This window comes from Streptomyces syringium (assembly GCF_017876625.1).
Lineage (GTDB): Bacteria > Actinomycetota > Actinomycetes > Streptomycetales > Streptomycetaceae > Streptomyces > Streptomyces syringius.
The window spans coordinates 2,801,155-2,826,125 of the sequence record NZ_JAGIOH010000001.1; the positions used below are offsets into that span (position 1 = coordinate 2,801,155).

22 protein-coding genes and 2 tRNA genes are annotated in these 24,971 nt (G+C 72.9%); 19 read left to right on the forward strand and 5 right to left on the reverse strand.

Translation table 11 applies throughout. From position 1 onward, the window contains the following. Positions 1–69 precede the first annotated feature (69 nt). Positions 70–591, reverse strand: coding sequence for a universal stress protein (locus tag JO379_RS12335; RefSeq protein WP_130877956.1), 522 nt, complete (start codon positions 589–591; stop codon positions 70–72). Positions 592–931: 340 nt separating this feature from the next. Here JO379_RS12335 and JO379_RS12340 point away from each other — a divergent pair, with 340 nt between their 5' ends. The 10 genes from JO379_RS12340 to JO379_RS12385 all read left to right on the forward strand — a co-directional run bounded on the left by JO379_RS12340 (position 932) and on the right by JO379_RS12385 (position 10,104). After that, a complete protein-coding gene (locus tag JO379_RS12340) occupies positions 932–1,264 on the forward strand; it encodes a hypothetical protein (RefSeq protein WP_242626061.1) in 333 nt (110 codons plus the stop codon). A gap of 368 nt (positions 1,265–1,632) precedes the next feature. Continuing rightward, the gene (locus JO379_RS12345) at positions 1,633–2,988 is read left to right on the forward strand and encodes a helix-turn-helix domain-containing protein (protein ID WP_130877957.1); all 1,356 of its coding nucleotides are present in this window, start codon (positions 1,633–1,635) and stop codon (positions 2,986–2,988) included. Between the two features lie 5 nt (positions 2,989–2,993). Further along, complete coding sequence (orn, locus tag JO379_RS12350; protein ID WP_130877958.1) at positions 2,994–3,599, forward strand: oligoribonuclease; 606 nt, start codon at positions 2,994–2,996, stop codon at positions 3,597–3,599. A 98-nt stretch (positions 3,600–3,697) separates the two neighbouring features. Beyond that, positions 3,698–3,770, forward strand: a tRNA-His gene (locus tag JO379_RS12355). A gap of 159 nt (positions 3,771–3,929) precedes the next feature. Continuing rightward, on the forward strand, positions 3,930–4,898 hold the full coding sequence (gene hemC / locus JO379_RS12360; RefSeq protein ID WP_307841969.1) for a hydroxymethylbilane synthase: 969 nt from the start codon (positions 3,930–3,932) through the stop codon (positions 4,896–4,898). A 145-nt stretch (positions 4,899–5,043) separates the two neighbouring features. Beyond that, a complete protein-coding gene (locus tag JO379_RS12365) occupies positions 5,044–5,268 on the forward strand; it encodes a hypothetical protein (RefSeq protein ID WP_130877960.1) in 225 nt (74 codons plus the stop codon). A 41-nt stretch (positions 5,269–5,309) separates the two neighbouring features. Further along, the gene (locus JO379_RS12370; RefSeq protein ID WP_209514966.1) at positions 5,310–6,647 is read left to right on the forward strand and encodes an ABC transporter substrate-binding protein; all 1,338 of its coding nucleotides are present in this window, start codon (positions 5,310–5,312) and stop codon (positions 6,645–6,647) included. Beyond that, on the forward strand, positions 6,644–7,663 hold the full coding sequence (locus JO379_RS12375) for a carbohydrate ABC transporter permease (protein WP_209514968.1): 1,020 nt from the start codon (positions 6,644–6,646) through the stop codon (positions 7,661–7,663). Before JO379_RS12370 ends, JO379_RS12375 begins: the two co-directional genes overlap by 4 nt. Before the next feature lie 9 nt (positions 7,664–7,672). Next, positions 7,673–8,587 carry a carbohydrate ABC transporter permease gene (locus JO379_RS12380; protein WP_209514970.1) on the forward strand — a complete coding sequence of 305 codons (915 nt, stop codon included), beginning with the start codon at positions 7,673–7,675 and terminating at the stop codon, positions 8,585–8,587. Positions 8,588–8,661: 74 nt separating this feature from the next. After that, positions 8,662–10,104, forward strand: a complete 1,443-nt coding sequence (locus JO379_RS12385) for a GH1 family beta-glucosidase (protein ID WP_130877963.1) — start codon at positions 8,662–8,664, stop codon at positions 10,102–10,104. 34 nt (positions 10,105–10,138) lie between these two features. Here JO379_RS12385 and JO379_RS12390 read toward each other — a convergent pair whose 3' ends face one another. Then, positions 10,139–11,008 (reverse strand): spermidine synthase, encoded by an 870-nt coding sequence (locus JO379_RS12390; RefSeq protein WP_307841971.1) that lies wholly within the window; start codon positions 11,006–11,008, stop codon positions 10,139–10,141. Between the two features lie 136 nt (positions 11,009–11,144). After that, positions 11,145–11,603: a hypothetical protein gene (locus tag JO379_RS12395; protein ID WP_372449139.1), complete on the reverse strand. Its 459-nt coding sequence runs from the start codon at positions 11,601–11,603 to the stop codon at positions 11,145–11,147. Positions 11,604–11,869: 266 nt separating this feature from the next. On the opposite strand from JO379_RS12395, the gene JO379_RS12400 reads away from it, so the two are divergent. After that, entirely contained in the window at positions 11,870–13,294 is a 1,425-nt protein-coding gene (locus JO379_RS12400) for an NsdA family TPR-like regulatory protein (RefSeq protein WP_130877966.1), read from the forward strand. Between the two features lie 238 nt (positions 13,295–13,532). On the opposite strand, the gene JO379_RS12405 is transcribed toward JO379_RS12400, so the two are convergent. Beyond that, on the reverse strand, positions 13,533–14,126 hold the full coding sequence (locus JO379_RS12405) for a histidine phosphatase family protein (RefSeq protein WP_130877967.1): 594 nt from the start codon (positions 14,124–14,126) through the stop codon (positions 13,533–13,535). Positions 14,127–14,392: 266 nt separating this feature from the next. Between JO379_RS12405 and JO379_RS12410 the strand changes: the two genes are divergently transcribed. From JO379_RS12410 to JO379_RS12440, 7 genes are all read left to right on the forward strand, one after another. Continuing rightward, positions 14,393–15,382, forward strand: coding sequence for a phosphatase PAP2 family protein (locus JO379_RS12410; protein WP_209514971.1), 990 nt, complete (start codon positions 14,393–14,395; stop codon positions 15,380–15,382). Beyond that, positions 15,303–16,862 carry a hypothetical protein gene (locus tag JO379_RS12415; RefSeq protein ID WP_372449071.1) on the forward strand — a complete coding sequence of 520 codons (1,560 nt, stop codon included), beginning with the start codon at positions 15,303–15,305 and terminating at the stop codon, positions 16,860–16,862. Before JO379_RS12410 ends, JO379_RS12415 begins: the two co-directional genes overlap by 80 nt. Continuing rightward, positions 16,853–18,433 (forward strand): hypothetical protein, encoded by a 1,581-nt coding sequence (locus tag JO379_RS12420; RefSeq protein WP_209514972.1) that lies wholly within the window; start codon positions 16,853–16,855, stop codon positions 18,431–18,433. Before JO379_RS12415 ends, JO379_RS12420 begins: the two co-directional genes overlap by 10 nt. Before the next feature lie 43 nt (positions 18,434–18,476). Next, positions 18,477–19,838 (forward strand): AAA domain-containing protein, encoded by a 1,362-nt coding sequence (locus JO379_RS12425; protein ID WP_307841972.1) that lies wholly within the window; start codon positions 18,477–18,479, stop codon positions 19,836–19,838. 258 nt (positions 19,839–20,096) lie between these two features. Beyond that, positions 20,097–20,465, forward strand: a complete 369-nt coding sequence (locus JO379_RS12430) for a DUF8844 domain-containing protein (protein WP_130877970.1) — start codon at positions 20,097–20,099, stop codon at positions 20,463–20,465. A 146-nt stretch (positions 20,466–20,611) separates the two neighbouring features. Beyond that, positions 20,612–21,262 (forward strand): bifunctional DNA primase/polymerase, encoded by a 651-nt coding sequence (locus JO379_RS12435; protein WP_130877971.1) that lies wholly within the window; start codon positions 20,612–20,614, stop codon positions 21,260–21,262. Between the two features lie 88 nt (positions 21,263–21,350). Further along, positions 21,351–21,424, forward strand: a tRNA-Lys gene (locus tag JO379_RS12440). Between the two features lie 73 nt (positions 21,425–21,497). Here the strand turns inward: JO379_RS12440 and JO379_RS12445 are convergent. Next, the gene (locus JO379_RS12445) at positions 21,498–22,721 is read right to left on the reverse strand and encodes a M6 family metalloprotease domain-containing protein (protein ID WP_130878086.1); all 1,224 of its coding nucleotides are present in this window, start codon (positions 22,719–22,721) and stop codon (positions 21,498–21,500) included. Between the two features lie 385 nt (positions 22,722–23,106). Between JO379_RS12445 and JO379_RS12450 the strand changes: the two genes are divergently transcribed. Continuing rightward, the gene (locus JO379_RS12450) at positions 23,107–24,891 is read left to right on the forward strand and encodes a putative bifunctional diguanylate cyclase/phosphodiesterase (RefSeq protein ID WP_130877972.1); all 1,785 of its coding nucleotides are present in this window, start codon (positions 23,107–23,109) and stop codon (positions 24,889–24,891) included. Positions 24,892–24,971: the final 80 nt, after the last annotated feature.

Sequence of the window (24,971 nt, forward strand, 5' to 3'; positions counted from 1 at the left end):
CTCCCGTACGGCGCATGCGAGTTGACCGCGAATCGACCTACGCCGAGCGCCTGCCGCCGACGGCGGTGATCATGGGATGACGACGACCGGCCGCTGTGCGCGCCGCGCCAGCCGCCCCGCGACGGAGCCGAAGATCCGGCCGACCAGGCCGTGGGTGGAGCCGACCACGATCGCGTCCGCCGCGTACTCCCGGCCGACTTCCTCCAGTTCATGGCAAATGTCCCCACCGCGCTCGACGAGGATCCACGGCACCTCGGACAGATAGTCCGCACAGGCCAGTTCGAGGCCGAGCACCTCGGTCCGGTGGTCGGGGACGTCCACGAAGACCGGCGGCTCACAGCCCGCCCATACGGTCGTCGGCAGCCGGTTGGCCACATGGACGATGATCAGCCCGGAGCCCGAGCGCCGGGCCATCCCGATTGCATATGCAAGCGCTCGCTCGCTCGACGTGGAGCCGTCGAAGCCCACCACGACACCGTGCTGGAACGCCGGATCGCAGGAATGACGTGTTTCTTCCGCCGCTTCGGGGTGCGCCGCTTGATCGGCGACCCGCTTGCGGTCCGCGGGTTCGGAGAATTCGTGACCGGCCATCGGTGTCTCGGCGAAGGAGTCCTCTTGCGGAGGGGGATCGACGGGGGCTGATTGGAGTTGTCGAGGGGGACGGGCCAGATGATCAAGGACGAAAAAATCCGTCCGGGATTCATCTTTTCAAGTGCTTACCCCCCAGGGTACGGCGCCACTCGTCGGCTGCCCAGAGGCCGCCCGGCCAGGCCTGCCGGATCCACACCCCCCGGGGCGTTCCCCGGAGCATGCACGAGGGCGGCGCGCAACGCAATGCCCCGGCCGTGCTCCTGATGCCCTCCTTCCCAGTGACCCGGGGCCCGGCCGGGCGTTGTACTACCGCCAGCAGTCGCCACCAGGGAGCCGTTCCGTGCCCGGAACCCGCGAGTCCGTCCGCGCCGACGCCACCGAAGGGGAATCCCCCGATCCGGTGAGCGACGTAGTCCGCTGGGCGGCCTTCAGCTGCGTCCTGGTCCCCATCGTCCTGCTGATGTGCGGTCAGTCCTTCGGGGGCGCCGCCGGCACGGCGGCCGGTCTGGTGGCGGTCACCTGCGCCTGCCACGCCCTGCTGCGCCAGTCCGAGCGCAGCGCCGCCCGGGTAGCGGCGGAACAGACGGTTCCGCACCGCGGCAGGCGGGGCCGGACCGGTACCGGTTCGCACCGCGGCGCGCGCCATCCGGGCGCCGCCCATCCGGTCGACTGACGGCCTCGCACGCCTGCACCCGTAGGTTTTCAGCCAACTTGGGGCCGAACTCCATCCCTTGGCCAAAGCACCCCCCAACAGCCGGTCGACCAGCAAGGAAAGGACCGTTGAGGGCGGTTGCGCCCTACGGGGAGTGGGCATGGGCGAGAGGCGTACTTTTCACCGGGGCCTGCAAGTGCAACGCTTCGTGATCGAACGCTTCGCGCCAAGTTGTCATGTCGACATAGAGCCGGGTGGTGAACTGGTCACCGCGTCTCCATTCGACGCAGTAGATTCGATCTTGGCCATGACCGGCGGGGGAACCGTTCAGGACCGAGGGGAAACGTGCAGGACCGAGAGGACTCGACCGCCGAGGGGGGCTTAGCGCCATGAGCCAGGACTCCACGACCGTACCGGAGACCGCGCGCAAGCTCTCCGGACGCCGCCGCCGGGAGATCGTCGCAGTGCTGCTATTCAGCGGCGGCCCCATCTTCGAAAGCTCCATTCCGCTCTCTGTGTTCGGCATCGACCGACAGGACGCAGGAGTCCCCCGCTACCGATTGCTGGTGTGCGCGGGCGAAGATGTGCCATTGCGAACAACCGGCGGCCTTGAACTGACCGCACCGTACGGCCTGGAGGCACTCTCCAGGGCGGGCACTGTCGTGGTGCCCGCTTGGCGGTCGATCACCCAGCCGCCACCGACCGCAGCACTCGACGCGCTGCGCCGCGCCCATGAAGAGGGCGCCCGCATCGTCGGGCTGTGCACCGGGGCCTTTGTACTGGCCGCCGCGGGACTGCTCGACGGCAGGCCCGCCACCACCCATTGGATGTACGCGCCCACGCTCGCCAAGCGCTATCCGTCGGTCCACGTGGACCCGCGGGAGCTCTTCGTGGACGACGGTGACGTACTGACTTCCGCGGGCACCGCGGCAGGCATCGACCTGTGCCTGCACATCGTCCGCACCGACCACGGCGCCGACGCGGCGGGGGCCCTGGCCCGCCGTCTCGTCGTACCGCCACGCCGCAGCGGCGGGCAGGAGCGCTATCTCGACCGGTCTTTACCGGAGGAGATCGGCGCCGACCCGCTCGCCGAGGTCGTCGCCTGGGCGCTGGAGCACCTCCACGAGCAGTTCGACGTGGAGACCCTGGCGGCGCGCGCCTACATGAGCAGGCGCACCTTCGACCGGAGGTTCCGCTCGCTCACCGGGAGCGCTCCGCTGCAATGGCTGATCACCCAGCGGGTGCTTCAGGCGCAGCGGCTCCTGGAGACCTCGGACTATTCCGTGGACGAGGTCGCCGGGCGTTGCGGCTTCCGTTCGCCGGTGGCCCTGCGCGGCCACTTCCGCCGGCAGCTGGGGTCCTCCCCCGCCGCCTACCGGGCCGCCTACCGGGCGCGCCGGCCGCAGAGCGGTTCGGCCGACCGGCCGGAGCGGGGCGAGCGTCCGGACCGTCCTGATAGAGGGGACCGCTTCGAGCGGCAGGATCTGCCCGAGCAGCGGCCCGGGGAGTCCTCGGTGATGGCGATGCGGCGGACGGCCATGGCCGGCGCCCATGCCGTGACCGGCGCTTCCCTGGCACCTCCACCACCACATGGCGGACATAGCGGTCATTCCGGACCTGGCGGGCACCTCGGCCATGGGACCGGTCATGGCGGCCACGGCGGACTCGGCCCCGAGCCCGGCAAGCCGGAGTCCGACCTCTACAGCCCACGGCTGCCCGGCCAGCGGGAACGCCCCGTAGGGTGAGACGTATGAACGATCGCATGGTGTGGATCGACTGCGAGATGACCGGGCTCTCGCTGTCGGACGACGCGCTCATCGAGGTGGCCGCCCTGGTCACCGACTCTGAGCTGAACATCCTCGGCGACGGCGTGGACATCGTCGTCCGCCCGCCCGCCGAGGCCCTGACCACCATGCCCGAGGTGGTGCGCCAGATGCACACGGCCTCCGGGCTGCTCGCGGAGCTGGACGGCGGGACGACGCTCGAGGACGCGGAGCGTCAGGTCCTGGCGTACGTGCGCAAGCACGTCCCGGAGCCGGGCAAGGCCCCGCTGTGCGGAAACTCGGTCAGCACCGACCGCGGCTTCCTGCTGCGGGACATGCCCGAGCTGGAGAACCATCTGCACTACCGGATCGTCGACGTGTCCTCGGTGAAGGAGCTGGCCCGGCGCTGGTTCCCCCGCTCCTACTTCAGCAGTCCGAAGAAGAGCGGCAACCACCGGGCACTCGCCGACATCAAGGAATCGATCGCCGAGCTCCGGTACTACCGCGAGGCGATCTTCGTACCGCAGCCCGGCCCGGACTCGGACACGGCGAAGGCCATCGCGGCCAAGCACGTCCTGCCCGCTCAGGGATAGTGACGCAGCTCGCTCCCAGGACGCGTGTCATCTGGGAGCGAGCACCCCTGAAGACCCTGTACACTTTTTCTCAGCCGGTGGGAAACGCACCGGACATGGTGGGTATAGCTCAGCTGGCAGAGCACCTGGTTGTGGTCCAGGATGTCGCGGGTTCAAGTCCCGTTACTCACCCTGTATGACGAAGGCCCGGTCTGTGAAAACAGACCGGGCCTTCGTCGTATCCCCGCTCGTCCCCGCCCCTCTCCTCTCTCCCCCTGGCTGATCCCTCGTCAGCGGGACAGCGCCCCGGAGCCGGTACCGGGGTCCGGGCGACATGCCATGGTGCTTTCTGTGAACCCCTCCCCCCACAGCCGCCCGCTGCGCATCGGCACCCGCAAGAGCCCCATGGCGCTGGCCCAGACCGAGCGGGTCCGCGAGCTCTTGCGCAAACTCGAACCCGATCTCGGCACCGACGTGGTCCCCATCGAGACGGAGGCCGACCAGTGGCAGGGCGATCTCTCGAAGCTCGGCGGGAAGGGCCTCTTCGTGAAGGCCATCGACCTCCGGCTGCAGAGCGGTGACATCGACCTGGCCGTCCACTGCCTGAAGGACGTCCCCGGCGACGGCCCCCTCCCCGAGGGCCTGGTCTTCGCGGCGATGCTGCCGCGCGACGACGCGCGCGACGTCCTCGTCGTGCCCGAGGACTCCGGCGTGCGCACGCTCGCCGAGCTGCCCGCCGGGGCGCACGTGGGCTCGTCCTCCGTACGCCGCCGGGCCCAGCTCGGCCGCGCCCGGCCGGACCTGCGCATCGTCCGGGTGCGCGGCACCGTCGGCACCCGCCTCGGCAAGCTCGACGGCACGAAGGCCATGGCCCCGGCGCTCGACGCGCTGGTCGTTGCGGCCTCCGGGCTCGAACGGCTCGAGCTGGGACAGCGGGCCCGGCAGGTCTTCACCGTCGACGAGATCCTGCCCGCCGTCGGCGCCGGCGTCCTGGTGCTGGAGTGCCGCCGCGCCGACGGCGACCTCCTCGCGCTGCTCCGGCAGCTGGGCGACGCGCGGACCCTGGCGGAGGCCACGGCGGAACGGGCGATGCTCTACGGCCTGCGCGGTCACTGCAACTCCCCCATCGCGGGGTACTGCGACACCGAGGTCGACGGGCGGCTCTCGCTGCGCGGCATGGTCTTCGACGAGGCCGGGTCCACGTTCGTCCGCGCCCATATCCGGGGCTCCGCCGACGACCCGGTGGACCTCGGCGGCCGGGTCAGCACCGAACTGCTCCGCCAGGGTGCGGCCGAGATCATCGCCGGCACCGTCCACTGAGCCACCCCCGCGCACACCCATCCCGGTGACTTCGAGGAGACACACCCTCACCCTTTCGGGTAGTGGAGGTGTCGGCGACACGCGCGGCCCTTCAATGAGTTGCAGGCGGGCAGCCGCCCCGCCCTTCCCAGGAAAGGGGCACCTCATGCGCCGTCGGGCTGCGTCCATCATCGTCACGTCCTGTGCCGCTCTGGCGTTCACCGTCATCGGAGCGACACCGTCCGTGGCGGATCCGGGTCCCATCTCGGAGGCGGACTGCAAGGCGAAGAACGGGGTGGTGGAGGACGTCGAGGGGATCTATTACTGCCTCGCCGTCCACGGCGTCATCGAGGGGGCCGACAGGACCGAGGCGGATCTCGCGGACCTCTAGGGCCTCCTCCCCCCGGCGGAACTCTCATCAGGAGGACGCAATTGCGCGGCAGCACGTGCACCTACCGGCGGCGGGCGGTGGTCCTCGGGGCCTTCGCCGCGCTCGGCGCGCATCTCCTCGGTGGCTGCGCCCGGGACGACGGGCCCGCCGCGAGCGGCACCGGGGGCGCCGGAAGTGACGGCAGCGGGAAGACCACGATCACGATCGGCACCTTCGGCGTCTTCGGCTACAAGCAGGCCGGGCTCTACGCGGAGTACGAGCGGCTGCACCCGGACGTCACGATCAAGGAGAGCGTGATCGAGCGCAACGACGCCTACTACCCGCAGTTGCTGACCCATCTCGCGGCGGGCGGCGGACTCGCCGACATCCAGGCCGTGGAGGTCGCCAACATCAACGAGGTGGCCACGACGCTGTCCGGCAAGTTCGAGGACCTGTCGAAGGCGGCGGGGGTGCGCCGGAGCGACTGGCTGGACTGGAAGTGGCAGCAGGCCACGGACCGCAAGGGCCGGACGGTCGGGCTCGGCACGGACATCGGGCCGATCGCCATGTGTTACCGGAAGGATCTCTTCAAGAAGGCCGGGCTGCCCACGGACCGGGAGGCCGTCGGCAGGCTGTGGGCCGGTGACTGGCAGAAGTACATCGACACGGGCAAGGCGTACAAGAAGCGGGCACCGGCCGGCACGGTCTTCACCGACTCGGCCGCCGGGGTCTACAACGCCTCGATCCACGCCTACCCCGAGCGCTACTACGACCGGCGCGGCAAGCCGATCTACGCGAAGAGCCCGGCCGTCAAGGCGTCCTGGGACCTGGCCGTGCAGGCGGCGCGGGGCGGGCTGACCGCACGGCTCAAGCAGTTCGAGAAGCCGTGGGACCAGGCGTACGCGAACGGGCGCTTCGCCACGGTCGCCTGCCCGCCGTGGATGCTCGGCTACATCAAGGAGAAGGCCGGCGAGGCGGGCAGGAACAAGTGGGACGTGGCCGCCGCGCCCAGGCCCGCCAACTGGGGCGGCTCCTTCATCGGCGTGCCGAAGGCGGCCCGGCACAAGGCCGCGGCGGTCAGCCTCGCGGTCTGGCTGACCGCGCCCGCACAGCAGGCCAAGCTCTTCGACCGGCAGGCGAGCATCCCCTCCACCCCCTCCTCGTACGACATGCCGCAGGTCAGGAACGCCAGGCACCCCTACTTCGGCGGCGCGCCGACGGGACGGATCTTCGCCGCGGCGGCCAAGGGCATCCCCACCTTGGTGATCGGCCCGGACGAGCAGCAGATCGGCACCGCCTTCACCGACATCGGTCTGCTCCAGATCGACCAGCAGGGCAGATCCCCGCGCGAGGCCTGGAAGGCGACGCAGAAGGAGATCGAGAACGCGGTGGACGAATGACCACGACCGCCACCGCGGCCCAGGACGCCGGCGCGGGGGACGAGGGCCCCGGGGGCGAGGGCGGCACCCCGCGGCGAGGCCCGGACCGTGGCCCCGGCCGGGCGGGCCGGGTGCGCGGCCGGCTCCACCGGTGGGACGTCCGCTACAGCCCGTACGCCTTCGTCGCTCCCTTCTTCCTCTTCTTCGCCGCCTTCGGGCTCTTCCCCCTCCTCTATACGGGCTGGGCGTCACTGCACCGCGTGGAGCTGGCCGCCCCGGACGACATGCGGTGGGTGGGGCTGCGCAACTACACCCGGCTGCTGGACGACGACTTCTTCTGGAACGCCCTGGGCAACACCTTCACCATCGGCGTCCTGTCGACCGTCCCCCAGCTGCTGATGGCCCTCGGCCTGGCCCATCTGCTGCACTACCGGCTGCGCGCCGCGAACTTCTGGCGCGTCGCGCTGCTCACCCCGTACGCCACCTCGGTCGCCGCCGCGACGCTCGTCTTCGTGCTGCTCTACGGGCGCGACTACGGAATGGTCAACTGGGCCCTGGGCGCGGTGGGGATCGACCCGGTCGACTGGCAGAGCGGCACCTGGACCTCGCGGTTCGCGGTCTCCTCGATCGTGATCTGGCGGTGGACGGGCTACAACGCGCTGATCTACCTGGCCGCCATGCGGGCCGTGCCGGACGACCGCTACGAAGCGGCGGCCCTCGACGGCGCCTCCCGGTGGCAGCAGTTCCGGCATGTGACCGTGCCCGCGCTGCGGCCGACGATCCTCTTCACGATCGTGGTGTCGACGATCGGGGCGACCCAACTCTTCGGGGAACCACTGCTGTTCGGCGGGGCGGGCGGGCAGAAGGGCGGCGCCTCCCACCAGTTCCAGACCCTCGGTCTCTACCTCTACGAGCAGGGGTGGTTCTTCTTCCACCTCGGGCGCGCCTGTGCCGTCGCCTGGACGATGTTCCTGATCCTGCTGCTGATCGCCGCGGTCAACGCGACCGTCGCGCGGCGACTGCGCGCGAGTCATTGAGGGGCTGCCGTGACGACGACCACGACGACCGACCAGCCGGCGCCCGCACCCGTCCCGGCCGGCCGGCCCGGACACGGGCCGGGGGCCGGCACCCGGCGCGCGGGACGGCAGCTGCACGGCGGCCCCGTCGCCTACGCGGTGCTGGCGATCTTCACCGTCGGCTCGCTGTTCCCCCTGGTGTGGACGGCGGTCGCCGCCTCACGGAACAGCTCCCGGCTCGCCCGGACCCCGCCGCCCTTGTGGTTCGGCAGCAATCTGGCGCGGAACCTGGAGACGGCGTGGACGGACGCCAACATGGGCCTCGCGCTGTTCAACACCGTGCTGGTGGCGGGCTCCGTGGCGCTGGGCACCGTGCTCTTCTGCACCGTCGCCGGCTTCGCCTTCGCCAAACTGCGCTTCCGGTTCAAGAGCGTCCTGCTGATGCTGACGATCGGCACGATGATGATCCCGCCACAGCTCGGCGTGGTGCCCCTCTTCATGGTCGTCGCCGAGCTGGAGTGGACCGACCGGCTGCAGTCGGTGGTGCTGCCCACGCTCGTCAGCGCCTTCGGGGTCTTCTTCATGCGGCAGTACCTCGTGGAGGCGCTGCCCACCGAGCTGATCGAGGCGGCCCGCGTCGACGGCGCGAGCAGCTGGCGCGTGGTGTGGCACGTCGTCTTCCCCGTCGCGCGACCGGCGATGGCCGTCCTGGGGATGCTCTCCTTCGTCCAGGCGTGGAACGACTTCTTCTGGCCGATCATCGCGCTGACCCAGGAGAACCCGACCGTGCAGGTGGCCCTCACCGGGCTGGGCCGTGGCTATGTGCCCGACCAAGCCGTGATCATGGCCGGTGCGCTGCTGGGCACGCTGCCGCTGCTGCTCGCGTTCACGCTGTTCGGCAGGCAGATCGTCGGCGGCATCATGCAGGGCGCCGTGAAGGGCTGACCGCTGATGGCCCCCGTGTCTCACTCTGTCTCGTCTGTCTCGCCCTCCCCTTCCCCCACCTCGGGAGCGTTTCGATGACCCCTTCTCCGTCACCGTCCCCCTCGCCCTCCCCCTCCCCGTCCGTGAACTTCCCACCCGGCTTCCTCTGGGGGGCGGCCACCGCCGCTTACCAGGTCGAGGGCGCGGCGCAGGAGGGCGGCCGGACCCCCTCCATCTGGGACGTCTTCGCCCGTATCCCCGGCAAGGTCTTCAGCGGGGACACCGGGGACACCGCCACCGACCACTACCATCGCCGCCACGAGGACGTGGCGCTGATGGCGGAGCTCGGGCTGGGCGCGTACCGCTTCTCCGTCTCCTGGCCGCGCGTCCAGCCCACCGGCCGGGGCCCGGCCTCCCGGCGCGGCCTCGACTTCTACCGCGCCCTCGTCGACGACCTCCTCGCGCACGGCATCCAGCCCATGCTGACCCTCTACCACTGGGACCTGCCGCAGGAGCTGGAGACGGCCGGGGGCTGGCCGGAGCGCGAGACCGCACACCGCTTCGCCGACTACGCCCAGCTCGTCGCCGAGGCGCTGGGCGACCGGGTCGAACTGTGGACCACCCTCAACGAGCCCTGGTGCAGCGCCTTTCTCGGCTACGGCTCGGGGGTGCACGCCCCGGGCCGTACGGACGAGCTCGCGGCACTGCGGGCCGCGCACCATCTGAACCTGGCGCACGGTCTCGGCGCGGCGGCGCTGCGCGCGGTCCTCCCCGACCGGGCGCGGCTGTCCGTCGCCCTCAACCCCGCCGCCGTCAGGGCCCGCACGGCCGCGCCCGAGGACGTGGACGCGGCGCGCCGCGTCGACGCCCTGGCCACGCGTATTTTCACCGATCCCATGCTCCACGGCAGGTACCCCGACGACCTGCTGGCCGACACGGCGGGGATCACGGACTGGTCGTTCGTGTACGACGGCGACCCGGACACCATCAACCACCCCCTCGACGCGCTGGGCATCAACTACTACGCACCCACAGTGGTATCAGGCACCACTGACAGCCGCCCCTCACGCGCGGACGGCCACGGGGGCGGCGAGCGGTCCCCCTGGCCCGGCGCGGACCGCGTCGCCTTCCACCAACCGCCCGGCAAACGGACGGCGATGGACTGGTCCGTCGACCCCACCGGCCTCTACGACCTGCTGATCCGCTTCGCCCGCGAGGTCCCCGGGCTGCCGCTCGTCGTCACCGAGAACGGTGCCGCCTACGACGACAAGCCGGACGGCGAGGGCGTGGTGCACGACCCGGACCGCATCGCCTATCTGCACGCGCACCTCGACGCCGTGCGGCGGGCGATCGCCGACGGCGCGGACGTGCGGGGCTACTTCCTCTGGTCGCTGCTGGACAACTTCGAGTGGGCCTACGGCTACAGCAAGCGGTTCGGCGCGGTGTACGTCGACTACGCCACCCAGGCCCGTACGCCCAAGTCCAGTGCCCGGTGGTACTCCCAGGTGGTGCGGAGCGGGCAACTCCCGCCGTTCTGAGAGCCGTTCAGTACTCCCGTGAGCGCTGCCGCCGCTATGCGAAGGCGTCCGGCGGCGGCGCCGGGGAGGGCCGGGCCGCGGCGTCGGTGACCGGCGCCGCGCCGCCCGTGAAGTCGGCCAGGGCGCGGCCGTGTTCGACCCGCGCCTGGTGCGGGTCGGAGGCGGCCCGCCGGGTCAGTTCGGCGACGGGCAGCTCCCGGTCGCCGGCCAGCAGCACGGCGTTGCCGAAGCGCCGCCCGCGCAGCACCGCCGGTTCGGCGGTCAGGGCCAGCTCGGGGAAGACGGCCGCCGCGGTCGCGATCTGCGCCTTCAGATGGGCGAGCGGCGGACCGTCCGCGAGGTTCGCGGCGTAGAAGCCGCCCGGGCGCAGGGCCCGGCGCACCTCGCCGGTGAACTCCACGCTGGTCAGGTGCGCGGGGGTGCGGGCGCCGCTGAAGACGTCGGCGATGATCAGGTCCGCCCAGCCGTCCGGCACCTTGGCGAGCCCTTCCCGGGCGTCGACGCCGCGCACCCGGATCCGCCAGCCGCCGTCCAGGGGCAGCTCGGTGCGGACGAACTGGACGAGCGGCGCGTCGATCTCGATGATCTGCTGGGTCGAGCGGGGGCGGGTCGCGGCGATGTACCGGGCGAGGGTGAACGCCCCGCCGCCCAGGTGCAGCACCTGGATCGGCTTGCCGGGCGGTGCCACGAGGTCGGCGATGTGGCCGAGGCGCCGCTGATAGGCGAAGTCGAGGTACGCGGGGTCGTCGAGGTCCACATGGGACTGCGGGGCCCCGTCGATCAAGAGGGTGCGGCCGCGCGGCCGGTCCCGGTCGGGCACCAGCTCCGCCAGACCCCCGGCCACCTGCGCCGATACCGGCTCCGCGGTGCGCCCGCGCCCTTGCTTCTGCTTGCCCTTCGCCACCTGGCAAGTATCGCCCGTGGCCCCGGCGGCCCGCGCGGCGGCCCGGGCCTGTCCGGCGGATCTTCGTGGATCAGCGGGCGGCGCCGGGGTACTTCCCAGCGGCAGCTGGAGCCCGTGAAGATCCGCCGGACAGGCCTCAGCGGCAGCGGTCGACGGCCTCGATGGTCCGGGCCGCCTCGCCGAGCGCGGCCCTCAGCACGGCGGGGTCGGTGGAGGAGGTGAAGGCCGCGTCGGGCGGGACGAGCCAGCCGGTGCCGGTGACGGGGGGCTCGGCGTGGCCGCCCCGGGGGGCGCGGCCGTAGGTCTGCGTGCAGGCGCTGCCGGGCACGTCCCAGCCGGCGGCGGTGCCGGGCGGCACGAGGAAGCCGAGGGTGTCGCACGCGCCGTCGTGCAGGACGGGTCCCACGCCGTCGCGCAGCCGCAGGATGTCGACCGCCTCCAGGCCCTGGCGGGCGGGGACGGTGACGAGGTCGCACGGGCCGGCGTCGTCGAACGTGACGGGCGGGTACGGGAACGGGCTGCGGTCCTGGCGCGGTCGGTGCAGCGCCGTCGTAGCCGTCGTACGCGAACCACCGATGTCCACTCCGGCCTCCACCAAGGGAAACGCCTCCTCCGCCGTGGGCACTCCGCGTCGAGCGCACTCCATGGATTCCAACGCCCCACCGCGTCAACGGCTACGGCGCACAGCCGCCGCAAAGGATGGCAGTTCATGGCGGATGGTGCGTGAGATATCCGTTTTGTAGCCAAACCGAGCGTAGTGAACGCCTCACAGCCGGTACGGTTTTCATGCCGCAAAGGCACGTACAGCCGCCCGCCCCGGAGCGCCCGCGGGGCGGCATTCGCCAGGGAGAGGGCCCGGCCATGGCGTCGTCCCACGCATCCTCGTCACCCCGCCCGAACACCGCCTTCCGGCAGTTGCGAGGACACCGCTCACCTGGCGAGTTCGCGGCGGCCGTACGGCGTGCGGCGCGCGAGATCGGCGAGCAGGTCTCCTGCGACGCGCGCTACATCGGACGTGTCGAATCCGGGGAGATCCGTTGCCCCAACTACGCCTACGAACGGGTGTTCCGGCACATGTTCCCCGGTCGCGAACCGGCGGACATGGGCTTCGCGCCACGGGACGCGGTGCGCGGGTGGGGGGCGCGCGGAGTGGAGCGTACGCCGTCCCCGCAATCCGAGATCCCCGAAGCGACCCACGACTCCGCCCCCTCGGACGATCTCGTCGACAGCGCCCCTGACAGTCCCTTCGACCAGCCCTTCGACCGGCAGCGGTCGGACAGCACCAAGGAGAGCGACGTGTTGCGTCGCGCGTTCATGACCAGCGGCACGGCCGCCGTGGCCACCGCCTCGCTGGGCGGCCCCCCCGGCGCCCGCCCGCCCCGCCGTGTCGGCGAGGCCGAGGCCTCCGCCGTCGAGCGGGCGGTTCGGCGCATCCGGGTCCTCGACGACCGGCACGGCGGCGACGGCCTCTACCGACGCGCCGCGCAGCCGCTGCGGCTGGCGTACGAACTGCTCGACGCGGGAACCCGGCGGCAGTCGGTCGCGGACCGGCTGCACGCCGGCGCGGGCGAACTCGCGATCTCGGTCGGCTGGCTGGCCCACGACTCGGGCCGGTTCGCCGACGCCCGCTCCCACTACGCCGAGGCCCTCGCCACCGCGCGGGTCGCCGGGGACGCCGCCCTGGAGGCGCACGCGTTCTGCAACACCGCCTTCCTCGCGCGCGACGCGGACCGCCCGAGAGAGGCCGTCCGCGCGGCGCAGGCCGCGCAGCGGGCGGGGCGGAAGCTTTCTTCGGCCCGGCTGATGTCCCTGCTGACGCTGCGCGAGGCGGGCGGCTGGGCCGGGCTCGGGGACCGGCCGGCGTGCGAGGCTGCGCTGCTGCGGGCGCGAACGCTGTTCGGCCGGGGCTCGGGGGCGACGGACCCGGAGTGGATGACGTTCTTCGGCGAGGCGGAACTGGAGGGGCTGGAGGCGCAGTGCTGGTCGGCGCTCGGCGACTGGCCGCGCGCGGTGGAGCACGCGCGGCAGGCGGTCTTCCTCCAGGACTCGCACTTCGCGCGCAACACGGCGCTGTTCACCGCGCAGCTCGCGGGCGACCTGGCCCGCGCCGGCCGCCCGGACGAGGCGGCGGCGGCGGGCGAACGCGTCCTGGACCTGCTCGACCAGGTCCGCTCCTCCCGCATCCGCGCGATGCTCGCCTCCACGGCCCGCCTGCTGCGCCCGCACGAGCATGATCCGGTAGTGGCGTCCTTCTTGTCACGCCAGTCGGCTGCGCGCCTGGCGTGACACAACAAGCCCGTCCGGCGTTTGAGGACGCGCCCGCAGGGCGCCCGCCGCCGCAGGCGGCAAGACGGCCGGTAGTCGAGGACCCGCCGGCCAGGCGAGAGGCGCCCGCCGCCGCAGGCGGTAAGACGGCTTGCGGCCGGGGCGCCTGCGGGCCGTCTGCCTGCACCCCCGCCGCGCGTCGGTGTCCTCAATCGCCGGACGGGCTGGTTTCGGCTGAGCTCGGCCACACCCCGAACCGCTACGCGAGGTGCCCCGTGTCGTTCCAGCGCTCGATCGCCGGAGCGCCATAGGCCCAGCCGAGGATCGAGAGCGAGGTCGGGTCGAGGCGGATGCGGGAGGCGAAGGAGACGTCGAGGCCGAGCCAGCGGGCGCCGATGACGCGCAGGATGTGGCCGTGGGCGAAGATCAGCACGTCGCGGTCGGCCGAGCGGGCCCATTCCACGACCTCGTCCGCCCGCGCCCCGACCTCCGCCAGCGTCTCGCCCTCGGGGACGCCGTCGCGCCAGATGAGCCAGCCCGGCCGGCCCGCCTTGATCTCGTCCGGGGTCATTCCCTCGTACGCGCCGTAGTGGAACTCCATCAGCGCGTCCCACGTCGTGGCCCGGTCACCGAAGCCGGCCAGCTCGCAGGTCTCCTTGGCGCGCACCAGCGGGCTGGTGCGGACCTCGACGCCCGGCAGCGCGTCCCACGGCTCGCGGTGCAGCCGCTCGCCGAGCAGCTTGGCCCCGCGCCGCCCCTCGTCGAGGAGCGGGATGTCCGTACGGCCGGTGTGCTTGCCGGAGAGCGACCACTCCGTCTGTCCGTGCCGGGCCAGCAGGATGCGCGGTGCCATGGAGGGGCCCCCTTCAGAAGATTTGGGTGATTTTGGCGACAGAACGACAAGCTCGTCCGTCCCACCCCCATCATCGCTCACCCCTTTCACAGGCAACCCTGTGGCCATTTCAAGCGTCTCTTCCCTCACGACCCGTAGACGACCGCACAACAGCGGGCGAACAGGGTGTAGCCGGGAAGTCTCGGGGCGGTGTGCGAGCCAAGTGGCTTACACCGTACGGTTGCATGCGCGCTTGTTGGCCGCCTGAACAAATGGAGAGCGTCCGGATGTACCGCACCGCACCACTCGGGAAGCGGCCGCGCTGGTGGACCGAGCTGCCGCTGATCGCCGTGGTGTACGCGATGTACTCGGCCGGCCGGCTGCTGGTCCGGGGCGACGTGCAATCAGCCGTCGACCACGGCCTGTCAATTCTCGATCTTGAAAAAACGTTCCGAATAAACTTCGAGCACCCGCTCAACCGGCTGTTCACCGAGCACGCCTCCCTCGGCATACCCGCCGACTTCGCTTACGCGTCGCTGCATTACCTGCTCACCCCGGCGCTGCTGATCTGGCTCTTCAAGTGCCGCCCGGCGGATTACCGTCCGTTGCGGACGTGGCTGATGGTCTCCACCCTCATCGGGCTGATCGGCTTCACCCTGCTGCCCACCTGCCCGCCCCGGCTGCTCGACCCCGGTTACGGGTTCGTCGACACGATGGCCCAGTACGGCTCCTACGGCTGGTGGGGCGGCGAGGCCAGCGCCCCGCGCGGGCTCGGCGGGCTGACCAACCAGTACGCGGCCATGCCCAGCCTGCACGTCGGATGGGCCCTGTGGTGCGGCGTCGTGCTGTGGCGCTACGGCCGCACGACCTGGGCGAAGATCGCGGGCGTCGTCTACCCGCTGGCCATCACGATCATCGTGATGGGCACCGCCAACCACTACTTCCTGGACGCCGTCGCGGGCGCCGCCGTGATGGGCGCCGGCTTCCTGCTGGCCCGTCCGGTGCTGCGGCTCGTCGAGCGGATCCAGGGCCGCTTCCGGGCGACGGCCGACGCGGAAACCAGCGAGACGCCCGCGAGTGTCAGTGGCGGGTGCGACACTTCGGCGGGTACAGCGCTTCCCCGGTCGACGCCCTCCGGAGCAGGGGCCCCGAGGGATCGTTCGGGGGCGCCGGAGAGACTTCGCGAGGCGGACGCCAGTGACCAGATCCCTCGACAGCCGGCCCGTGGCGGGGCCGTCGACAGCCACCCCGACGGGGCTGCGGCAGCGACTCGCTGACCTGCGCGGCCCGGCCGTCGCACCGCACCCGCTCGATGCCCGCGCCCTCGCGGCGCTGGCCGCCAATCCCGGCTGTCACCGCCGGGCACTGCTCGACGGCGCCGGGATCGACAAGGGCGCGCTGGCCCGGGCCCTGGGCTCGCCGGCGACCTTCGGGCAGTCGCAGTTCGCCTTCGTCCGGGGCAACGCCTTCGAGTCCCGGGTCAAGAGCGACGGCGGCGCCGAGCTGATCCGTCTGCTGCGGGAGCGGCTGGGCGAGGGCTCGCACGAACCCGGCCCGGACCCCGCCCCGGCCCCCGATCTGTCGGCCGTCGGGCCCGAGGGCCGGGCCGCCCGTACGGCCCTGGCCCTGCGCGACGCCACGGCCGCCGGCCGCTGGACGCTGTTGGACCACCCCCTGCTGGCCCTCCAGGTCGCCGGCACCCCGGTCTATCTGGAACCGGACGCGGTGGTCGTCCACCCCGACGGCAGCTGGACCGTCGTGGAGATCAAGTCCTTCGCGATGATCGACGGCGCGGCCGACACGGCGAAGGTGGGCGCGGCCGCACGACAGGCCGCGGTGTACGCCTTGGCGCTGGAGGACGTGGCGGCGCGACTGCCCCGGCCCTCCGGGCGGGGCGACAGCGAGGACGGCGCGGTGGCGCGTCCGCCGGGCCACCACGACGCACCGGGCGACGGGCCCGCCACCGGCCCGGACGCCCGGCCGGGCCTCGCGGACCTGCCGCTGATCCACCCGGACGACCCGGGCAGCGGACCCGACGCCCGCACCCACCCCGAGGTCCCGCCCTCGCGCGAGCCGGCCGGTGCGCGGCCCCTTGCCCATCCCCAGGGCACTGCCCACCCCCAGGACACCCACGCCACCGCACCGCATCCCGCCGGTGCGGACAGTGGGGCCCGCAGTCACCCCGAGGACACCCCGGCCTCCGGCCGGACCCGTGGCGCGCGCGTGCGGCATCACATCCTGCTGGTCTGTCCCAAGGACTTCTCCAACCTGCCCGCCGCCGAGCTCGTCGACGTCCGCAAGCAGCTGGCCACCACCCGCCGTCAGCTGGCCCGGCTGACCCGGGTCGAGGACATCGCCGCCGCACTGCCCGCCGACACCACCTTCGATCTGCGTCTGGCCGACGACGGCCGGACCGCGACGCGGCCCGCCGCGGAGCTGGCGACCGCCGTCGAGTCGGTCGGCGCGGCCTACGCCCCGGAGTGCCTGGCCGCGTGCGAGCTGGCCTTCCACTGCCGGGCGCGGGCCCGTGCGGCCGGTGCGGTGGAGACGCTGGGCCGTGGGGTGCGCGGCGAGCTGGGCGCGCTGACCACGGTGGAATCCGTCCTGTCCGCCGCCCTGGGCGAGACGGGCGACGCCGCCGACCCCACCGTCTCCGCGCTCCGCCGCGCGGCGGCGCTGCGCGCGGAGGCACTGGGCGCCTCGGAAGGCTGCCCGCCAGGGCACACCACGTCCCGGACGGAGGCCGCATGTCGCTGATCACCACGCTCGCGCGGCTGGAGGCCGTGCAGGAGGGGCGGGCGCGGCCGATGGCGACCGTGCGGCACCGGCAGGTGTCCGAGCGGCCGCTCGTGTTCGTGCCGCTGACGACCGCCGGTGAGGCGGGGGCGCCGCTCGGCGCGCTGGTCGGGACCGAGCGGGACGCGCCGCGGTTGCTGATGGTGGCGCAGCCCCGCGACCGGGATCTGCGGTCCGCGTTCCTCGCCGAGCTGGCCGAGGCCGTGCTGCCGTACATCGAGTCGTTCGCCGACGACGTCGTGCTGGAGCAGCGCAAGGAGACCGATCCGGAGACGGGCAAGAAGGTCCCGGTCGAGGTCGAGCTGTGCGCGGACGCCCCGCAGTTGCTGGTGCCGAGCGGCGGGGGCGTCGAGTACGTACGGCTGCTGGGGCGGTCCATGCGGTTCCGCCGTACCGCCGAGCAGGACCCGGAAACCCCCTACCCCGCTCCCCCGCGCGTGCCGCTGCTCGGCCGCTGGCTGACGCACTTCGGCGAGCGGGCCCGCGTCCCCGGCTCGTCGCTGCTGCTGCCGATGACGCAATTGCTGGGCCGCCACTGGGCGACCGGCCAGTCGAACCTCGAGGATCAGCATCTGGGCGCGCTGCTCGCCTGGATCGATCCCCCGGCGGGGACGACGGGCGCGGAAGCGGCCGTCCGCGCGGAGCTCGGGCGCGGCCCGGACGGCCTGCTGCTCTGTCCGCCAGCCGGTCCCTCCACCGACCCGGTCTTCGACAACAAGCGGCTGGCGCCCGCCGTCGCCCGCTACGACCGGGCGCGCGCGGAGGTCCTGGAGGCGGGCCCGTACCACCCGTCCGCGCGGGACGCGCTGGCCGGCGCCGAGCGTGAGATCGGCGCCCTCCTCACCTCGCAGCTGCGCCCCACCTGGGATGCCGTGTGGCGCGGCGTCGATCTGCTGCGTGCCCTCCCGGAGGGGGCCAGGGTGGGTGAGCGGTGGAAGCGGGACCGCTGGTCCTACACCGCGCACCGCGACCGCGTACGGGCCGGGGAGCCGCCGCAGCCCAAGCGGGACGACGCGGTGACGGCGGCCCGCAAGCTCGCGGCGCGGGAGACCGCGCAGGCACAGCTGGACGCGCAGGAGGCGCTGGACGATCCGCTGGTCATGGCGGCGCGGCGGCTGGCCGGCGAGGCCTTCGCGGGCGAGGTCACCGAGGTGGTCATGGAGTATTCGGACGCGAAGGTCCCGCGCCCGCGCCCCCTGGTCACGGTCCGGACGGACGACGGTCCGCACGTCGCCGAGGGGGCGAAGGTGCACCGCGCGCTGGCGGACGGCAAGGCGCAGTCGGCCGAGTTCGTGGCCCACGGGGCGGGCGCGCTGACCGTTCGGCTGACGGGTGGCATGGGCCGGGGCAAGGTCCCCGACCCGGGGTCGGTGCCGGTCCCCGGCGACCACGTGTGCTGGACTCTGTTCGAGCACGCTCCCCGGGGCGGCCCGGAGCTGCCCGACCCCGAGCGGACGCCGTGGACCCACGGCGGCCCGCCGGGCACGCACGAGGACGGCCCCGACCCGGTGACCGCGGAGGACCTTCTGTGACCGAGTACCGGATGCCGCCCGCCCCTGCCCGGCGGGTGGCCCCGTGAGCCTGCGAGCACCCCGCACGGCCTCCTTCGACCCCGCGGCGGCGGCCGGCGCCGCGACGGACGCGATCCTGCGGGACACCTTGCACAGCCCGCACCGCGGCGTCGTCGTGGACTCCCCGCCGGGTGCGGGCAAGTCGACGCTGGTCGTGCGGGCCGCGCGCGAGCTGGCCGCCGCCGGCCGGCCGCTGATGATCGTCGCGCAGACCAACGCCCAGGTCGACGATCTGGTGCTGCGGCTGGCCGAGCAGGACCCGGAGCTGCCCGTCGGGCGCCTGCACAGCAGCGACGCGCGGCCCTACGACCCGGCGCTCGACGCTCTCACGTCCGTCGTGACGTCCGCGAAGGCCGCGGAGCTCGCGGGGCTCGACGTCGTCGTCTCCACGGCCGCGAAGTGGGCGCACACCAAGGTCACCGAGCCGTGGGGCCACGCGATCGTCGACGAGGCGTACCAGATGCGCTCGGACGCGCTGCTCGCGGTGGCCGGGCTGTTCGAGCGGGCGCTGTTCGTCGGCGACCCGGGGCAGTTGGACCCGTTCAGCGTGGTGGGCCCGGACGGCTCGGCCCAGTGGGCGGGGCTGTCGTACGACCCGTCCGCCAGCGCGGTGACCACGCTGCTGGCGCACAATCCCGAGCTGCCGCAGCACCGGCTGCCGGTGTCCTGGCGGCTGCCCGCGTCCGCCGCGCCGCTCGTCTCGGACGCCTTCTACCCCTACACGCCGTTCCGCAGCGGCACCGGTCACGGCGACCGGCGGCTGTCCTTCGGCGTCCCCTCCGACGGTTCGGGCCCGGACCGGGTGCTGGACGAGGCGGCCGAGTCGGGCTGGGGCCTGCTGGAGCTGCCCGCCCGCCACACGCCGCGGACGGACCCGGAGGCGGTCGGCGCGGTGGCGCTGGTGGTGCGGCGAATGCTGGACCGGGGCGGGGTCGCGACGAGCGAGCGGTCACCGGACCCGGTGCCGCTCACGCCGGACCGGATCGCGGTCGGCACGGCCCACCGCGACCAGGCCGCGGCCGTCCGGGCGGCCCTCGCCGGGCTGGGCGTGTCCGGCGTCACGGTGGACACGGCGAACCGGCTGCAGGGCCGGGAGTTCGATGTGACGGTGATGCTGCATCCGCTGTCGGGGCGCCCGGACGCGACGGCGTTCCACCTGGAGACGGGCCGGCTGTGCGTGCTGGCCTCACGGCACCGGCACGCGTGCGTCGTGGTGTGCCGGGCGGGGGTCGACCGCCTGCTGGACGAGCACCCGTCGGCGGAGCCCGTGCAGCTGGGGGTGACGGTGAAGTTCCCGGACGGGTGGGAGGCGATGATGTCGACGTGGGACCAATGGTCCGACCATCGGGTGGCCTGGCGCCCCTGACCCGTGCCGTGCCCGGCGGAGTCCGCACCACCGCTGCGCGGCGGTGTCCTCAAGCGCCGGACGGGCTGCTGTGCTGTGTCCTCAAGCTCCCAGCGGTAGCCGGGGGAGATTGAGGACGCGCCCGCAGGGCGCCCGCCGCCGCAGGCGGCACGACGGCTCGCGGCGCAGGACAAACCGCCGGACAGGCCTTAGCCCGTGGGCCTACTTGCGCGACGCAGGACAATGGATGGCGGTGGAGACGATCCTGGAGGTATGTACATGTGCGAGCCGCAGTCGGCTGCCGACGCGCGCGGTGGGAGTGGGCCGCGCCGCCTGAAGCCCGCGCAGCTGCTCTTCGAGCCGCCCGAGGCCGTCGCGGAGGCCGAGCACTTCTTCGACCTGGAGTCGATCGAGGACCCGCGCGAGCTGCTGGCCCGCTCCACCGAGCTGGCGCTGGCCTTCCGTGCGGCGGCCGACCGGGCGATGGAGTACCAGGCGGTGGCCGCCGCCCAGCTCGCCGACCCCCGGCGTTTCGACCGGCTGCCCACCGCCGTGATCGCGGCGCGCGCCGAGTGGAGCGAGGACTACACGAAGAAGATGGTCGAATTCGGCCGTGACCTGCTGCGCAGCGGCAGAGCGGTCGACTGACCGCCCGGTGGCCACGGCGGCCCATGGTCCTCGATCATGGGCCGTTGGCATATGCGGCGCACAAACTAGCGCACCCCTCATCGCCTTGTCCCGAGTTCGGGCAACTCCCGGCAGTGGCACCGGAGATGGCGCTGAATATAGGACCCATGAGCTCCTGGCCGCACCACCCGCGCCCCGCCCGCCCGCACTCCCACGTCGCCCCGCAGCAGCCCCCTCACCCGTCCCCGCACCGCGCGACCGCCGCCTACGTCACCCTCGCCGGGGCCGACTGGCTCGCCTCGGCCAGCCCCTTCCCGCAGAGCGTCCACGCCCTGTGGTGCGACCAGCCGAGCGCACCGGTCGTGCTCCCCTGCGGCACGACGTTCGATGTGATCAGCGCGCCGGCACTGTTCGGACGCCGGTTATTGGACCGATTGTGGTCCGCGGGCCCGGGCTCCGGCCCGGTCGCCGCCCAGCGCGGCCGGCTGCTGCTGTTCGCCGCCCCCGGCACCGCCCAGCGGCTGCCCGCGCTGCTCGCCTGGGAGGAGTGGTCCCGCGCGGTGCCGCCGCTGCTGTGCCACGGCAAGGGCGACGCGGTGACCGCCCCCGCGCTCTATCCGCCGGGCGACGAGGAGCCGACGGCTCCCGTCTCCCGCTGGCTGGTGGCCCCCGAGGTGCGGCACCCCTGGCTCCCGGGTCCGGAGGTCCTGCTGTGGGCGTGCGTACGGGCCGCCCGCGAGGGGGCGACGGCCGAGCCCGCAGGTGGGGGCGGCATCGAGGCCGCGCCCTTCGCCACACCGACCCCCGCGCCCCGCTGACCGCGCGGGCGCCGGGGCTCCCGCCGGGCCCGGCCTTATGGATTTTCGTATCCCCGGAACAGGGTGCTAAAGTCTTCCACGTCAGCAGGCGCCGCTAGCTCAGTTGGTTAGAGCAGCTGACTCTTAATCAGCGGGTCCGGGGTTCGAGTCCCTGGCGGCGCACAGACAGTCGAAGGCCCTCACCCTTGGTGAGGGCCTTCGTCGTGTTCCCATGAGGCGCCACCGGGCGCGGCTCTCACTCGCGCTGCACCGCGACCGTCCACGCCCCGTCGGCCGTCCGCGCCCGCACCTCCACCCGCACCCCGTCCGGGCCCGTCGACAGGGACTCCCCCGCGCGCAGCGGCGCGTCCGCCAGCGGCGGGTAGACGGACTCGCCCCAGCAGGCCTGGCTGTCGGGGTGCGCGTCCAGCACCTGGACGGGTCCGCCGCCGGAGGCGGTGTCGCTGAGCACCCGGTAGACCAGCACGCCCTCGGAGCAGGTGGTGGTGTCGTTGCCGGACGCGCCGCGTGCCTCGATGACGATGGCGCTCGTCTCGCCCGTACGGACCACGATCATCCGGGTCCGGGAGTCGACGCCGGGCCGCATCGGGGCCTCCAGGGCGTGGAGCGCGTGCAGGGTGCTGCCGGCGGACCGGACGCAGCGGACGTGCCGCGCGGTGAGCCAGCCCAGCTTCCACTTGTGCCAGCCGAAGGGGTCGGAGGCGAGCCCGAACTGGCTGCCCATGAGGTCCCAGTCCCCGACGTGGGTGTCCCAGTCGCCCTTGCCGTCGGTGGGCCGGTGGTAGAGGTCGGGCAGGTCCAGGACGTGCCCCGTCTCGTGGGCGAGGACGTTGCGGTCCGGCGGGTGGTGCTCGAAGACGGTGACGATGCGGCGGAGCACGGTGCCGTCGACCCGGACGGGCCGGTCGAGGTTGACGACCTTCGTCGCGTCGGAGTCGACGCCCGGGGCGTCGGGGTCGGCGACGAGGTAGACGAGGTCGTAGCGGGCGAAGTCCACCACGCGGTCGGCGGCGGCGATGGCGTCGCGCAGATAGGCGGCGCGCCGGTCGCCGTCCCAGTCGCGCTGTATCCGGTACGAGTCGGCCGACCGCGGCATGCGCAGCCAGCGGTTCACGGGGTGGGGGTGCAGCGAGAACCGCCCGTAGGAGGCCCGGTCGAAGAAGCGCGAGGTGCCGGGGAAGTGGTCGGCCGCCAGCTGGGCCGGGGTGGTGCGGGGCCGGGAGCCGGGGAAGGACAGGAAGACCATGACGGCGTCGAGGTGGCCGAGGGGGCGGGGGTAGGCCGGGTTCCAGGTGTCGAGGCCCTCGGAGTGGTGGGCCTGGCTGCGGGGGAGCGCGCACGGCCCGCCGGGCCCCGCCGCCTGCGCCGGTCCGGCGACGACGGTCGTGGCGGCGATCGCGCACATCGAGGTGACCACGGCTCCGGCGCGGCGCCAGCGGGGCTGCCGGTCCACTCCCATGGGTGTCTGCGGACGCACCACGTCGACCTCCGGAGACGGATTCGGGACACCTCACCCACCCTCTGATTGTTTGTGGTGATATGCCCTGTTCCACTACCCCAGTCGAGTGACTAAGCCGACTTCTGGGTACATCACACTCAGTCACTGACGGTCAATCGAGAAGACGCGGCCACCCGGACTCAGGCACGAGCGCGCACGGTCATGCAAAAACGGACAAACCAGAGACGGCGGTTCGGGCGCTCGCGGGAGGGCCGCTGGAACGGTCCTGGCGCGAGCCCTATGATCGCCACATTTCCAGCACGGGATACCCCCGACAGGGCGGTCATATGCCGCGTTTTCGACCACGCGTACGAGATCCACGAGAACCAAACGAAACCAGTGCGGAATGAATGCCACGTGGGAGCGAGCGGTGAGCGGAACCCTCGACGGCCAGGGCGGCACGCCCGGTTCAACGCCTCCAGTCGTCACGCAACGTAACGTACCTTCGAGCGATTTCCGTGCCGCCTTCCATGCCGCGCGGCTGGGCATGGCCGTCGTCGGCCGCGACGGACTCGTACGCACCGCCAACGACGCGCTGGGCGCGCTGCTCGGCACCGACCCCGCCCGGCTGGCCGACTCCCCCGCGGCCGACTTCACCGGCCTGCGCGAGGACGCCCGCACCTGGAGCGAGTACCGCGAGGTGCTGCTCGGCCGCCGCGACCGGCTGCACTGCACCCGTCGGCTCAGACACCGCGGCGGCCGGGGGGTGTGGGCGGAGGTGACGCTGACCCAGCTGCCCGACAGCCGCGAGACGCTGCTGTCGGTCGCCGACATCAGCGACCGGCGGGAGCTGCGGGAGCGGCTGCGGCATCTGCGGATGCACGATCCGGTCACCCGGCTGCCCAACCGGAGCCTGTTCTTCGAGCGGCTGGCCGCGGCGCTCGGCGCGGCGGCCGTGTCCCGGGACGGCGGCGGCCGGATCGGGCTGTGCTATCTCGACCTGGACGGCTTCAAGGCCGTCAACGACACCCTCGGCCACCGGGCCGGCGACCGGCTGCTGGGGCTGGTGGCCCAGCGGCTGAGCGAGTGCGCGGCGCCCGACGGCCATCTGGTGGCCCGGCTCGGCGGCGACGAATTCGCGCTGCTGGTCGAGGAGTCGGCGGGCACCGAGCAGCTCGTGACCCTCGCCGCGGCCGTACTGACGGCGCTCCAGCGGCCGTTCGACGTGGCCGGGCAGCGGCTGTCGGTGTCGGCGAGCATCGGCGTCGTCGAGCGCCCGGCGGCCGGTACGCACGCGACGGAGCTGATGCAGGCCGCGGACACCACCCTGTACTGGGCCAAGGCGGACGGAAAGGCCCGCTGGACGCTCTTCGACCCGGAGCGCAACGCCCATCGGATGACCCGCCAGGCCCTCTCCAGCACCCTGCGGCCCGCCGTCGAGCGCGACGAGTTCGTCCTGCAGTACCAGCCGCTGGTGGGGCTGGGCGACGGGATCGTGCGCGGGGTGGAGGCGCTGGTGCGCTGGCGCCATCCGCAGTTCGGCACGCTGGCCCCCAACCGGTTCATCGGCCTGGCGGAGGAGACGGGGGCGATCGTGCCGCTGGGCCGCTGGATCCTCGCGACGGCCTGCCGCCAGGCGCGCCGCTGGCAGCTCGACCACCCCGAGGAGCCGCTCGTCGTCAGCGTCAATGTGGCGGTGCGCCAGGTGTGGGACTCCGACCTGGTCACGGACGTGGCCCGGATCCTCGCCGAGACCGGGCTGCCGCCGCACCTGCTGCAGCTGGAGCTGACCGAGTCCGCGCTGATGGGCTCGGCGGGCCGCCCGCTCCAGCAGCTCCAGCAGCTCAGCGACATGGGCGTCGCCATCGCCATCGACGACTTCGGCACCGGCTATTCCAACCTCGCCTACCTCAGCCGGCTCCCGGTCTCCACCCTCAAGCTCGACGGGTCGTTCGTGCACGGCTTCCGTGCGGACGAGCACCCCAACCCGGCCGACGAGACGATCGTCGAGGCGCTCGTCCAGCTCGCCCACCGGCTGGGGCTCACGGTGACGGCGGAGTGCGTGGAGAGCGCGGAGCAGGCGGAACGGCTGGGGCGGATCGGCTGCGACACCGGCCAGGGATGGTTCTACTCCCGGCCGGTGCCGGCCGACCGCATCTCGGCGCTGCTGCGCACGGGGGTACGGCCGTGAGGGCCCCACGCCTGTCCGGCGGGCATGTGACCGGGCCCTGCGGGCCGTGTCGTCCGCACCCCCGCTGCGCGGCGGTGTCC